Consider the following 13,694-nt stretch of genomic DNA (forward strand, 5'->3'; position numbering starts at 1 on the left):
CTTCTATCGTGGATGCGACCGAAGATTTAGATGCCCAAGTCAAAACCAATGCGGATGGGATTGCTACCAATGCGACATCAATAACGAACAATGCGACCGCTACAAACACAGCCATTGCTGCGGTGCAGGCGGATGTCAATCAAAATGAAGTAGATGCCGATACTGCTATTGCTGCGGTGCAGGCGGATGTCAACCAAAATGAAGCCGACAGTGATGCTGCTGATGCCGTATTACAAACCAACATCGATAACCTAAATACAGCTAATACAGCTGAAACAGCTGCTATTCAAGCAGAATTAGATGCCACACAAACTGGTGCTGGTTTAGAAACAGATGGAACATACGATGCAAACGGTTCGACAAATTATATCAATAGCTCAACTTCTATCGTGGATGCGACCGAAGATTTAGATGCCCAAGTCAAAATCAATGCGGATGGGATTGCTACCAATGCGACATCCATAACAATTAATGCGACCGATACAAATACAGCCATCGCCACCGTTCAAGCGGATGTCAATCAAAATGAAGTAGATGCCGATACTGCTATTGCTGCGGTGCAGGCGGATGTCAATCAGAATGAAGCCGACAGTGATGCTGCTGATGCCGTATTACAAACCAACATCGATAACTTAAATACAGCTAATACAGCTGAAACAGCTGCTATTCAAGCAGAATTAGATACCACACAAACAGGTGCTGGTTTAGAAACCGATGGAACATACGATGCAAACGGTTCGACCAATTATATCAATAGCTCAACTTCTATCGTGGATGCGACCGAAGATTTAGATACCCAAGTCAAAGCCAATGCGGATGGGGTTGCTACCAATGCGACGTCTATAACAACCAATGTGACCGCTACAAACGCAGCCATTGCCACCGTTCAAGCGGATGTAGACAACAATCAGGCTGCTATTCAAGCAGAATTAGATACCACACAAACTGGTGCTGGTTTAGAAACAGATGGAACATACACAGCAAACGGTTCGACAAATTATATCAATAGCTCCACCTCTATCGTTGATGCGACCGAAGATTTAGATGCCCAGGTCAAAACCAACGCCGATGGGATTGCAACAAACGCCACGTCTATAACAAACAATGTGACCGCTACAAATGCAGCCATTGCCACCGTTCAAGCGGATGTAGACCAAAATGAAGCTGATGCCGATACTGCTATTGCTGCATATCAAGCGGATGTTGATCAAAATGAAGCAGATGCCGATGCAGCTATTGCTGCCGTTCAAGCGGATGTAGACAACAATCAGGCTGCTAGTGAAGCTGCCGATACGACAATAATCGCAACAATAACTAGTAATGCATCCTCCGCAACCACAGCTATTACAACGCTTCAAGCGGATGTTGATCAAAATGAAGCGGATGCCGATACAGCTATTGCTGCCGTCCAAGCGGATGTGAATGCCAATGAAACCGCTAGCGATTTAGCCGATGCGACTTTACAGACAAATATTGATAATTTAAGTACGGCTAATACAGCAACAACAGATGCCCTTCAATTAGAATTAAATACCACACAAGCTGGTGCCGGGTTAGAAACTGATGGCACTTATACTGCCAATAGCAGTGCGAACTATATTAGTAGTGTTACAAATTTATCTCAAGCAGATGATGTATTAGATGCAGTCATAAAAACGTATGCCACAGCGATTACAACAAATGCTGCTATTGCAACGACAGCCATTGCAGCTGTTCAAGCAGATGTAGATACAAACGAAGCAGATGCCGATACCGCTATTGCTGCCGTTCAAGCGGATGTGAATGCCAATGAAACAGCTACGATAACAGCTTTGGCTTTGAAAGAAGATGCCGCTAACAAATCTACAGATGCGACGCTCGCTGATGCAACGAACGTAAAATTCCCAACAGAATTAGCGGTTAAAACCTATGTGGATACAGCAAATTCAACCAATGCAAATTTAACAGGACCCATTACAAGTTCAGGAAATGCCACTTCGGTAGCTTCTCAAACGGGAACAGGTTCTAAATTTGTTATGGATACCGCACCAACATTGGTAACTCCCGTTTTGGGCGTTGCAACGGCAACAAGCGTAAATGGAACGTCTATTCCAATTTCAAAAACTTTGGTGGTGACTACAGATAAAATAAGTGCCTTATCGGCCACAACGTCAACGGAATTAGCGGGCGTTATTTCAGATGAAACAGGAACAGGAAGCTTGGTGTTATCGGCTTCACCAATATTCACAGGAACTCCTTTAGCACCAACAGCAATTGCTGGAACAAGCACCACACAAATTGCTACCACAGCTTTTGTTTCTGATGCGTTAAACGTTGTTAATATTGCTACTAAAAATACTAATTACACAGCAACGTTGTCCGATTATACTATTTTATGCGATGCTAGCAGTGGCGATTTTACACTGACATTGCCTGAAGCTTCTAGCGCTAGTGGTAAAATATTTGTAATACGTAAAATTGATGAAAGTAGTAATAAATTATCTTTTGATAAAACCATATACTTATCAACAACTACAACAGTGCCATTTATGAATTTGAATAAAACCATCCGAATTCAATCTAATGGAACCTCTTGGTACGTTATTGACTAGTCCATTATAATTATAAAATAAAAAACAATATTATATGAATCCTTTTATATTATCAAGAAGCATAGTTCACACGTTGATCTTATGCTTTACAGTAGCGACTGCTTTTGCTCAAAAAACACAAAAAATTGGAGACAATCCATATTCAATTAACCCAAAAGCTGTTTTAGAGTTAGAAAGTACCACCAAAGGCTTTTTACTCCCTCGAATGACGGAATCTCAAATGAATGCAATAACTGGACCTGCCGAAGGCATGATGGTTTTCTGTACCAATTGTGGTATTGCTAACGACGGAGAATTAAGAATTGCATACAATAACGTCTGGCAAACCTTTAAAGGAGATTTAAAAGGTAATGTTGTAGGTAATTTAACAGGTAATATTACCGAAACATCTGTAATAGCTAATGGCGTAACTGCTACGACCCAAGCCGCCGGAGACTCCTCAACAAAAGTAGCTACAACCGCCTTTGTTACTTCAGCTGCGTCTTCCTCTAATTTTGTTAATTTAACAACCGCACAAACCATTGCTGGAGCAAAAACGTTTGAAACAGATTTAATTGTTCAAGGAATGACAGTTGGAGTTGGAGCAGGTGACGCATCAATGACAGTCTATAATACAGCTCTTGGACTAGACGCCTTAAAAGAAAATACCAGCTGGGGAAATACTGCAATAGGTAGAGAAACCTTAACCAAAAGCACGAACAGTACAAATACTGCCGTTGGTTATCAAGCTTTAAAAATAAGTACACAGGGTAGCTCCAACGTTGCTATTGGTTCTCGATCCATGGCAGCAAATACTATAGGAAGGAGCAATACTGCGACTGGTGCTAATGCAATGCGCAGCAATACCGATGGAAGTAATAATACTGCGACAGGTGATAATTCGATGTATAGCAATACCACTGGAAGTCAAAATAGTGCTGTGGGACAAAACGCATTACGTACAAACACTACAGGTAATCAAAATACTGCAATCGGTAATAGTGCAGATGTATCTAGTAACAATTTAACCAATGCCACAGCCATTGGCTATAACGCCAAAGTAGCCACAAGCAATACCATTCAATTAGGAGATACTGATATTACCCATGTAAAAACGAGTGGGACATTAACTACCGGTGCTATTACGATACCCAATACGGATGGTACGTCTGGACAAGTTTTAGCAACCAATGGTGCTGGTATTTTAGCTTGGAGCACACCATCAACAGAAGCGACTTCTTATAGCGGTATTTTACCATTAGCTAATGGTGGTACAGGTTCTGCAACCAAAAACTTTGTAGATTTAACAACCGCACAAACCATTGCTGGAGCAAAAACGTTTAGTAACGCTTTGACAGCTGCTTCCTTTGTCAAAAATGGAGGTACACCAACACAATTTCTAAAAGCAGACGGATCTGTTGATGCTACTGCTTACGCCCCCATGGCTTCCCCTGCCTTAACAGGAACTCCAACAGCCCCAACAGCTTCTGCAGGAACTAACTCTACACAAATTGCTACAACTGCTTTTGTAACCAACGCTCAAGCAACCAACGCAAATTTAACAGGACCAATAACAAGTTCAGGAAATGCCACTTCGGTAGCTTCTCAAACCGGAACAGGTTCTAAATTTGTTATGGATACCGCACCAACATTGGTAACACCCGTTTTGGGTGTTGCCACAGCAACAAGCGTGAATGGAACGGCCATTCCAAGTTCAAAAACTTTGGTAGTGACTACAGATAAAATAAGTGCTTTATCAGCAACGACATCAACCGAATTGGCTGGCGTTATTTCAGATGAAACAGGAACAGGAAGCTTGGTGTTATCGGCTTCACCAACATTTACAGGAACTCCAACAGCCCCAACAGCAATTGCTGGAACAAGCACCACACAACTAGCTACCACAGCTTTTGTAAGTGCGGCTGCATCTTCATCCAAATTTGTAGATTTAACAACCGCACAAACCATTGCTGGAGCAAAAACCTTTAGTTCAGATATGATGATAGGTACTTTAACTATTGGAAAAGGTAGCGGAGGTGATTATACTAGTGTGGTTATGGGTACAGATGCTTTAGCCGTAAATACATCGGGTGATAGAAATACAGCTATTGGAACTTTTGCTCTAAAATCTACAACGACGGGTATGAGGAATACAGCAATCGGATATAATACACTAGAAACAAATACAACAGGATCTTACAATACAAGTATTGGTGCTTTCTCTGGTCCTGATGCTGCAAACCCTGCTTTAGTGAACAGTACAGCCATTGGCTATAATGCCAAAGTAACCAACAGCAACACCATACAATTAGGAAATACAGCTGTTACAGAAGTACGAACAAGTGGTTTGGTAAAAGGTAACGCTTTTCATGCAACGGGACCTAATAACACCGGTTTAGAAGGTGGCTATTTAGTTTGGAACTTGTTACAACCAGGCACTACTGATGCTACTCGAGACGGTTATACTTCTATTGTTAACAATAAAGGCACTAGTGCTGGTGGTTTTAGATTTTACAATGTTTCAACTACGGTAGAACCTACTATCGCTCCTATAGTAGAAATTAATGCAAGCGGATCTATTAAAGCTGGGGCAGTAACCTACCCAAGTACGCATAATTCAACTGCCGGCCAAGTATTAACTACCAATGCCTCTGGTGTTGCCAGTTGGGGAAGTGCCGCGCCAAGTGTGCGAGAAGTGGCAGATGAATTTACAGCAACATTAAATCAGACTAGTTTTACATTAACGCAAACACCTTCGGCAAACAGTAAGGTGAAAATGTATGTAAATGGTATTCGTATTAGTAATACGGCCTATACCATAAGTGGCGCTACAGTTACCTACATTCCTGCAAACAATGGATTGACCGTATTAGCTGTAACTGATAGAATTCAGTTTGATTATTTTTACTAACTATTCCAAGAAGTATTCGAAGTTTTAAACACCAACCCCAACAAAACTAATGCGCGTAGTTCCTCTTGTTTTGTTGGTTTATACAACACATCATGAACTTATTGAACACAGTAATCCCATTAAAATTTATTTTTTATTTTATACTATTGAGCGTATTCCCTTTTCATGGGGCGGCGCAAATAGTAAATAAAAATGGTGCAGTAACCACTGAAGCTTTGCAGGCGGTAAATAAAAATGGCGCCATAGCAACTGGAATAGGACTGAACAGATTTGGAGGCATTGTAGATGCGCCTTTAACAACAAGCGTAACCTCTACCACAGGCAGGATATGGATGGACCGCAACTTAGGAGCGTCTCGAGTTGCCACCAGTGCTACCGACACCTTGGCTTATGGCGATTTATACCAGTGGGGACGTGCCACGGATGGGCATCAGGTAAGAACAAGCGTTGCAATAACAGAACAAAGCAGCTCAACTAGTCCGGGAACCGACTTTATTAAAGGATCATCCAATTGGTACACAGGCACCGATCCCGACAATCTCTGGCAGGGGGTAAACGGCATTAACAACCCATGTCCAAGCGGTTTCCGACTGCCAACAAAGGCCGAATGGGAGGCAGAACGTGCTACATGGAGCAGCAATAATACAGCTGGTGCTTGGGCCTCGCAGCTTAAATTGCCCTTGACGGGCTACCGCAGCAACAACAATGGTTCGCTCAACAATCCTGGTAGCGGCTACTATTGGAGCAGTACGGTTAGCAGTTTCTTTTCGGCTTCGCTGTCGCACTTCCTGTCCATCGATAGCGGCGCTTCCGTCATAGGTTCCAGCGACCTACGAGCAAACGGACGCGCAGTACGCTGCATTAAAAATCTTGCCGTAGGCGATACTTATCAAGGTGGAAAAATAGCCTATATTTTTGTTCCGGGGGACACGGGCTATGTAGCTGGAGAAACACATGGTTTAATTGTAGCCACAGAAAATCAATCTAACGGAGACGGTAAGGCATGGAATAATGGTACTAATGTAAGTATTGGAACAGGATCTGCAAAAGGAACTGGTGCCGCTAATACTACGGCAATTATTGCCGCTCAAAGCGCTACAACTACCGATTATGCAGCCGGTTTAGCAAGAGCCTACACAGGCGGTGGATATACGGATTGGTATTTACCTAGTAAAGAGGAGTTAAATACATTGTATGTGAATAAAACAGCCATTGGCATTCCAGATACTGTTTATTACAGTTCTACAGAGGTTAACGCTGATAAGGTCTATGCTCAACGTATGAGTGATGGTCAATATTTCCAAATGCCCAAAGGCGGAACTGGGTTACCTGTTAGAGCCATGCGTACTTTTTAGTTTCTTGTTGATACGGATAGATTTAGATGCGATTTTAAAAGAAAAGGAACTTATTTTAATTTTTATTACCAATGCGTTAGGTTTTGAGGTCTATTTAACGTGCCCACTTGACGAACTACTTTAACAGTAAGCATAACAAAAAGTGAAAGCATGGTTTTTACCAAATAGTGTAAATTTAAAAAAACAGCACCTATCTACCGCTCTTTAAAATAAACAATGTCTATTAAATAGTTTTAAAATGCTTAAAAATTGTAATCTAACAATGTTTATACTAGATTTAGATAAGCTTAAAAATGAATGGGAAGTCTGCTTTATTTTTTACTTCTGTGTTAGGTAAATAGATTCATAACGGCCACTTAATAGTATCAAACTTAAAAATATGACATATAATTTACCCATAAAAGGCTTTAAGCACTTTAACGCTTGTTGTTTTGTTCTATTTTTTGTTATGCTCAATGCGAACGCACAAACTACGCCAATAGGATTTAATCTAGTAGCCTATGAAGGTTTTGACTATACCAGTGGCACTTCTTTATTAAACGCTAGTGGCGGTTCTGGTTGGTCTAGTAACTGGGAACAATCGTACCAGAATAGATATTTAAAAACAGGCTCTAGTGGCTTAACACCTTTGGGTTTAAGCGTAACGGGGAAAAAAGCCGAATTTGATGAAACGTGCTTCGGCTCTTGTAATGAAATTGCATCTTTAGGAAGATCCTTACCTCTGCAAAATGAAGGTGTTGTTTACCTTCAATTTATATCGGTTCTAGAAGCAAATGCAGGTGGAGGAACACCTACCATTCGACTATTAAACGGAACAGATAGAACCGCATTTATTGGCGCTGGCACGGGCAGCTTTATGTCGCTTTTAAATGAAATTGGCACCAATATTGGCACTTCCACCAAAAATTTGAATGCTCAAAATATCGTTATACTGCGTATAGATTATGATTTGAATAAAACAGAGATGTGGGTGGAATCTTTTTTAAACAATTTTAATTACGCGAATCCCACAAACCCCGCCATAACAGCTGCCGGGTTTTCACCTGCTTTTGATAGAATTGATATTTATATACGATCTGGTAGTATTGACGAGTTTACTATTTTATCTAAACAAACTACTGCACCCACCAGTATTTCTGGAACTACAGAAATTTGCAGTGGCAGCAACACGATTCTAACAGCTTCTGGCGGAAAATCGGGTTTAAATACCGTAGATGTTTGGTACGAAAACATGTGCAACACAGAGGCTTTTCACGAAGGTTGGGATACACAACCCTATGGCTTGGTGAGCACTACAGTTAACACCAATGCCAATGGTATTTTGAATGTAACATCTGAATCAAGCGATCCTTATATTAATATGTTTAATCTAGGGAGTTTTGATCCAACGCTTTATAAGTATATCAGTTTTCGCTATCGTGTTGTTTCTGGTACTGCAAACCAAGGGCAAATTTTCTTTTTAAATGGTTCTATGACAGGTGCAAATGGTTCTAAAGTTATATGGAAATCTTTAATATCTGATGGTCAATGGCATACGTCATCGATTGACATGTCCACACATCCACTGTGGACATCAGACGGTAATATTACAGGCATTAGATATGATTATACCACTGCCAGTGGTATAATCATGGATATTGATTTTATAGAATTAGCAACAAACCCGATTATTGGCACAGGAGCCTCCATAACCGTTTCGCCTACCAGCGATACCGGCTATTTTGTAAAAAGAAAAGGGCCAGGTTCTAACACAGCTTGCACTTCTCAATTAGTCACTATAAAGCCCCTACCAACTCTTATAAATTTTAATAATTATTCAAAAACCATGTTTGATGGCGCCTTTACCATTAGTAATCCTACAAGCATTAGCAGCGGTACTTTTTCTTATGCAAGTAGTAATCCAGAAGTAGCAAGCATAAGCGGTAACACGGTTACCTTAACTGGAATAGGAACCGCCATTATAACCGCCACACAAGCAGCAGAAGGCATTTATTGCAGCAGTACTTCAACAGCTACACTTACGGTAAACAATGTACAAGTAGTTAATAAATATGGTAAAATTACAAATACAGATCTTAATTATGTAAACAGCAACGGCCTTGTAGGCGGTAATGTGGGCGTAAATAGTCATGGCGCCTCGATACAAACTAAAACATACGATTTGGTTCCGGGAATGTTACTATATTTAGATGCTAATAATACTGAAAGCTACACAGGATCTGGAACAGCTTGGTCTGATTTGAGTGGCAATGGCAATCACGGAACACTACAAAACGGGGTTAATTATAGCAGTACAAACAATGGATCTTTAGTTTTTGATGGCATAGACGATTATTTTGTAACGACCAATAATTTGGACCTTTCGGATACGGATAACCTAACGATTCAAATCATTTTTAAAACAACGGCTACCGCAGCACAAATGATTTTGGAGCACAGTGCCAATTGGAATTCTAATAATGCATTTGGTGTATTATCCAACAATAACAGTACGGATAAAAAAATACAGTTTACAGATCATAATCAAGGTTATAATGTATCCAATACAACCACATCTTTAAATGACGGTAATTGGCACTTTATAGCCATAACAACAGACAGAAGTTTGGCGGCCGTAAATCAGAATTTAATGTATATTAACGGGAATACGCCAAGTGCTGTGAATAATACAGGGCTTATTAACGACAACAGCGGAAACTTTACAAGTTTCCCGCTTTACATAGCATCTAGAGCAGGTTCTCTAAATTTCTTTAGTGGCAATATTGCCCAAATTTTAATTTATAAACGGGTACTTACGCCCGAGGAAATTCAACAAAACTACAACGCTGTAAGGGTTAAATATGGACTAGAATAAAAACAAAATCGGCATAGAAACTGCTTCCGGTTTTAAAAATACTCCTAAAATAGGCTAATCATGAAAAATTAGGTCATATTTTAAAGACACGCCGTCAACAAACCAAACCTAAACCGCAAATTAATTATAAACTAGTATACAATTTAATGCGGTAATTTATCTTTAAGCAAACCATATACATAAGTTCCTAGAACTGCCGAAGCAATAACTACCAAAATGGACCCATAGCCAGCACTCGCTAACACATACATTGAACCTGGCATGCACCAGCCAATGCCCAACCAAAACCAAACAACATACCTCCTATTGTATAACGTATAACGCCTTTTTATTTGGCTTCAAATTGAAGTGTTTTACCAAAAAATGATTTTATTTTGAAGCGCTTGATGCCAAAGGCCATCAGCAAACCAAGACCCAAAGCCACGCCTATTATTCCGTACATATGAAAAGACTGAAACTGAAACATTTCAAATATGCGAAACCAAGAAGCGGCTTCCGATTTAAAAATCATAAACCCAAAAATAATGCCTATTACCAAATATATACCTGTTCTCATAGTCTAAAAAATTAAGAGAAAAATTAATTGAACCATTATTAAACCACCCAATAAGAAACCTATAACGGCAAATAAGGAGGGTAACTGCAAATTACTTAAACCTGAAATAGCATGCCCCGATGTGCAACACTCTCCATATTCACACCTAATAACCAGACTAACTATTAGTAGCCCAAAGAAACGAAAGCCTGTATTGAAGCAGGGCGGCACCCCATTTTTTTAATTTAGTTTGTAAGCCTTTGTTTAGTAACATTGGTTACTGTACATGCTATAGTTTAGGTTTATTTTGGCACACGAATTGCAATTTCTTCAGTAACTTTGTATCATACTAAATTAATATGTGGAACTATTTAGAGGCTTTTACCGACGCTATTGTTGGCACACTAAACTGGACTTGGCAATCCGTCCTGTTTCAGGTGCCGTGGTACACAAATTATTTTTGGGGCTTAATTGTCATTTCTATTGTAGTTTGGGGATTAGAAATTTTATTTCCGTGGCGAAAAAACCAGGCTATTTTTAGAAAAGATTTTTGGCTAGACGCATTTTACATGTTTTTCAACTTCTTCATTTTTGCCATTGTAATTAGCGGCGTGTATAATGTTTTAGAGCTTACTTTTTCCAACATTGGTATTTCTATAACAAGCCTATCTTTAATAAATATGAACCTTTGGCCTATGTGGCTGCAATTGTTGGTGTTTTTTGTTGTTTTAGATTTTGTACAGTGGTTTACCCATGTTATGCTGCACCGATTTGAATTTTTGTGGCGTTTTCACCAAGTGCATCACAGTGTTAAAGAAATGGGCTTTGCAGCGCATTTGCGCTATCATTGGATGGAAAATATTTTATACAAACCATTAAAAGTATTTGGTGTTATGATTTTAGGCGGCTTTGAGCCGGAACAAGCCTATATTGTTCATTTTATTGCCATAACTATTGGGCATATTAATCATGCCAATATTAAAATAACCTATGGGCCATTTAAATACATTTTAAACAATCCAGTTATGCATTTGTACCACCACGCTTATAATTTACCCAACGATAAGCCACATGGCATGAATTACGGTATTAGTTTAAGCATTTGGGATTATATATTTAAAACACACCACGTGCCTGAGGCCAGTGGAACCATTACATTGGGATACCACGGCGACAACCACATGCCCAAAAGCTTTTTGGGCCAAGCCAAATATGGGTTTTCTAAAAAGAAAACGAAATCCTGATTTTATTTTTTCTGAAAATTGAAAAATAGTTCGCTATTTGCCCTACTTGGCATTGAATTGTAACACGGTTCCAGCGTTTTAAAATGAAAATAGGGTGCAAAGTATCCCTCATATTCATCTTGAAAACCACCAAAAGGCGGCTTATTTGTGTGTAATGCTTTGTTGAATAACACGCCCACTAATTGGCCGTTAGTGTCTAACAAATTGTGTGTTTTTTCTGCGTAGGCTTGACGTAAATTTGGATTTAAGGCGCAAAAAAAAGTTTGCTCCAGAATTAAATGAAAGGCCCCGCGAATGTTAAAGAAATTAGCATGCAATAACTGGCTATCGGGGAAATTAGGAACTCGTGTTTTAAAATTACTTAAAGCGGTTCTAGAAACATCGGCAATAAACACATTTTTAAAACCTTGTTGGTACAAGTATTCCGCTTCATAGGCGTTTCCTGCTCCGGGAATTAAAATTTTAAGCAATTTATCTTCTAACTGATCTATATAGCTTTTAATAGGCCCAGATACTTGGCCTAAATCCCAGCCAGTATTGTTATCTTGGTAGCGGCTGTCCCAAAAGGCTTCAGATAAATCCATCTTTTTAAGCATGCGATTGGATTAAAGACACCAAATCTCTTTTGGAAGATAGGCCTGCCTGTCGCCAAATTTGCTTTCCTTGTTTATAAAGAATTAGCGTAGGCACACCCCGCACATTAAATTGCGCTGCAAGTTGTTGGTTCTTATCCACATCTATTTTTATTATGGAAACCTTATCTCCCAATTCAGCTTTCACTTCTTTTAAAATAGGACTCATAGTTTTACAAGGTCCGCACCATTCAGCAAAAAAATCGACTAACACAGGAGTGTCCTTTTGAATTAATTCTGAAAACTTGCTCATGACTATTTATTTTAAAATTGTACGTATTTAGTTCGGTTTTAGCCTATTATTTCTATTTCTTGTTCTATTTCTTGAATGATACACGCCATATGCCCCTTACTTCATTTTCCATATAACCAATGGCCTCATCCATGGGATACAACGCTTTAATGGTTTTGTAAACCGCTGGCTCTACATTTTTTCCATGGCATTGCAAACACATGCTATTGGTAACAATGGGATAAAAAACCTGTACAGTATCATCCATCTCGTCCACAATAGGTTTTGGTTCTTGTTGGGCTGCTACGGTTTCTTTAAATTGAGCAATGTAATTTAGCTCTTGCTCGTTGGCTTGGTTTTTGGGGTTACGTGGTTTATCGGAAACGCGTTTAATTAAGGCATTATGAACAACGGCCATACTATCTGTTATAGGGTATGCTGCAACATTACAAAATTCCACAGCCGCCAAAGTGCCCTTTTTCTGTATGGTTCCCATTAAGTTTTTGCCCAGTTCTGCTTTCGTGCTTAACGCGTATTCAAGACCTGTTTCGGCATACGTTTTAACCGTATCGGTAGTAAACGCTTGTTGTGCCCTTCTGTTTTGCTTGCCTTTACCCATCATTTTACCGCGTCCTTTGCCTTTGTGTTCTTTTACATGTTCCTCAAACCATTCAGGCTGAACTATGTCATAATTATACATATAATCGGCTATTTGGGCCACGGTTTCATCTGGATAATGTGCTTTAGGCATTAAGCCGAAACGCTTTACAGCACCTGGCATTTTAGCAGTAGCTTGGGTTGGATTTGCCAAAAAACTTTTTATGTTTTTGGTAAACGCTGCTTTACTAATTCCTTCGGTTAAATAGTGCTGCTTAACGGCAATCATGGGTGGTGCAATACGGTTTTCTTGACTTGTCGTCGGGCTATGACATACGTAGCAATTAACCTCCATGAGTTTTTTACCTGGATGGGTTTCCTCTGTGGTGCTTTCTGCAGCTTCCACAGCAATATAATCTGCTGGGGCTTGCTTATTGTTTTTACAAGCAACCAAGCCAAATAGTAAGCCCACGGCAAACAGCATTTTACGCATCATGATTGGCTATTTTACCAGTTGCACAACTGATATAGGATTTTGCTTTTGTTAAAACCGAATTTTCAGCATCTGCTTCGGGATAACCCAAAGCCTTCAACTTTTGCTTAACGGCCACCAGAACTTCAGGAGTGGTGTTATTGAAGCTTACTTGGCTCGTTTCCACATCTACAATAAGGTTTTCTACACCCGGCACTGTGTTTAACTTACTACTAATTGTATGTGCACAGCCACCACATTTCAGGTTTTGTATAACTAACGTTGTTTTCAT

At 39.8% G+C, this 13,694-nt stretch carries 9 protein-coding genes and 2 pseudogenes; 5 read left to right on the forward strand and 6 right to left on the reverse strand.

Going from position 1 to position 13,694, the window contains the following annotated elements:
* From ACFSQP_RS04445 to ACFSQP_RS04460, 4 genes are all read left to right on the forward strand, one after another.
* Positions 1–2,591: beta strand repeat-containing protein (locus ACFSQP_RS04445; RefSeq protein WP_376892125.1), on the forward strand; the 2,591-nt coding region annotated here is incomplete at its 5' end.
* A 34-nt stretch (positions 2,592–2,625) separates the two neighbouring features.
* A complete protein-coding gene (locus tag ACFSQP_RS04450) occupies positions 2,626–5,481 on the forward strand; it encodes a beta strand repeat-containing protein (protein WP_376892126.1) in 2,856 nt (951 codons plus the stop codon).
* A gap of 92 nt (positions 5,482–5,573) precedes the next feature.
* Positions 5,574–6,836: a hypothetical protein gene (locus tag ACFSQP_RS04455; RefSeq protein WP_376892128.1), complete on the forward strand. Its 1,263-nt coding sequence runs from the start codon at positions 5,574–5,576 to the stop codon at positions 6,834–6,836.
* 379 nt (positions 6,837–7,215) lie between these two features.
* The gene (locus tag ACFSQP_RS04460) at positions 7,216–9,690 is read left to right on the forward strand and encodes a LamG-like jellyroll fold domain-containing protein (RefSeq protein WP_376892129.1); all 2,475 of its coding nucleotides are present in this window, start codon (positions 7,216–7,218) and stop codon (positions 9,688–9,690) included.
* A gap of 143 nt (positions 9,691–9,833) precedes the next feature.
* Here ACFSQP_RS04460 and ACFSQP_RS04465 read toward each other — a convergent pair.
* Together ACFSQP_RS04465 and ACFSQP_RS04470 are read right to left on the reverse strand one after the other, a co-directional pair.
* A pseudogene (locus ACFSQP_RS04465) lies at positions 9,834–10,246 on the reverse strand (DUF6691 family protein).
* 3 nt (positions 10,247–10,249) lie between these two features.
* A pseudogene (locus ACFSQP_RS04470) lies at positions 10,250–10,384 on the reverse strand (YeeE/YedE family protein); the annotation flags it as partial.
* Positions 10,385–10,584: 200 nt separating this feature from the next.
* On the opposite strand from ACFSQP_RS04470, the gene ACFSQP_RS04475 reads away from it, so the two are divergent.
* Positions 10,585–11,469: a sterol desaturase family protein gene (locus tag ACFSQP_RS04475; RefSeq protein ID WP_376892130.1), complete on the forward strand. Its 885-nt coding sequence runs from the start codon at positions 10,585–10,587 to the stop codon at positions 11,467–11,469.
* A 2-nt stretch (positions 11,470–11,471) separates the two neighbouring features.
* On the opposite strand, the gene ACFSQP_RS04480 is transcribed toward ACFSQP_RS04475, so the two are convergent.
* The 4 genes from ACFSQP_RS04480 to ACFSQP_RS04495 form a co-directional block, all read right to left on the reverse strand.
* Positions 11,472–12,065 carry an SAM-dependent methyltransferase gene (locus ACFSQP_RS04480; protein ID WP_376892132.1) on the reverse strand — a complete coding sequence of 198 codons (594 nt, stop codon included), beginning with the start codon at positions 12,063–12,065 and terminating at the stop codon, positions 11,472–11,474.
* Positions 12,058–12,354, reverse strand: coding sequence for a thioredoxin (gene trxA / locus ACFSQP_RS04485; protein ID WP_376892133.1), 297 nt, complete (start codon positions 12,352–12,354; stop codon positions 12,058–12,060). The genes ACFSQP_RS04480 and trxA overlap by 8 nt, the downstream gene beginning before the upstream one ends.
* Before the next feature lie 64 nt (positions 12,355–12,418).
* Positions 12,419–13,426: a c-type heme family protein gene (locus ACFSQP_RS04490; protein ID WP_376892134.1), complete on the reverse strand. Its 1,008-nt coding sequence runs from the start codon at positions 13,424–13,426 to the stop codon at positions 12,419–12,421.
* Complete coding sequence (locus ACFSQP_RS04495) at positions 13,416–13,694, reverse strand: heavy-metal-associated domain-containing protein (RefSeq protein ID WP_376892136.1); 279 nt, start codon at positions 13,692–13,694, stop codon at positions 13,416–13,418. The genes ACFSQP_RS04490 and ACFSQP_RS04495 overlap by 11 nt, the downstream gene beginning before the upstream one ends.

Source organism: Bizionia sediminis (assembly GCF_042684585.1).
GTDB lineage: Bacteria > Bacteroidota > Bacteroidia > Flavobacteriales > Flavobacteriaceae > Algorimicrobium > Algorimicrobium sediminis.

Excerpts from the sequence above, each read along its gene's own strand:
- ACFSQP_RS04455 (WP_376892128.1), top strand. The coding sequence starts at position 5,574 with ATGAACTTATTGAACACAGTAATCCCATTAAAATTTATTTTTTATTTT.
- ACFSQP_RS04490 (WP_376892134.1), bottom strand. The coding sequence starts at position 13,426 with ATGATGCGTAAAATGCTGTTTGCCGTGGGCTTACTATTTGGCTTGGTT.
- trxA (WP_376892133.1), bottom strand. The coding sequence starts at position 12,354 with ATGAGCAAGTTTTCAGAATTAATTCAAAAGGACACTCCTGTGTTAGTC.
- ACFSQP_RS04480 (WP_376892132.1), bottom strand. The coding sequence starts at position 12,065 with ATGCTTAAAAAGATGGATTTATCTGAAGCCTTTTGGGACAGCCGCTAC.
- ACFSQP_RS04475 (WP_376892130.1), top strand. The coding sequence starts at position 10,585 with ATGTGGAACTATTTAGAGGCTTTTACCGACGCTATTGTTGGCACACTA.
- ACFSQP_RS04460 (WP_376892129.1), top strand. The coding sequence starts at position 7,216 with ATGACATATAATTTACCCATAAAAGGCTTTAAGCACTTTAACGCTTGT.
- ACFSQP_RS04495 (WP_376892136.1), bottom strand. The coding sequence starts at position 13,694 with ATGAAAACAACGTTAGTTATACAAAACCTGAAATGTGGTGGCTGTGCA.
- ACFSQP_RS04450 (WP_376892126.1), top strand. The coding sequence starts at position 2,626 with ATGAATCCTTTTATATTATCAAGAAGCATAGTTCACACGTTGATCTTA.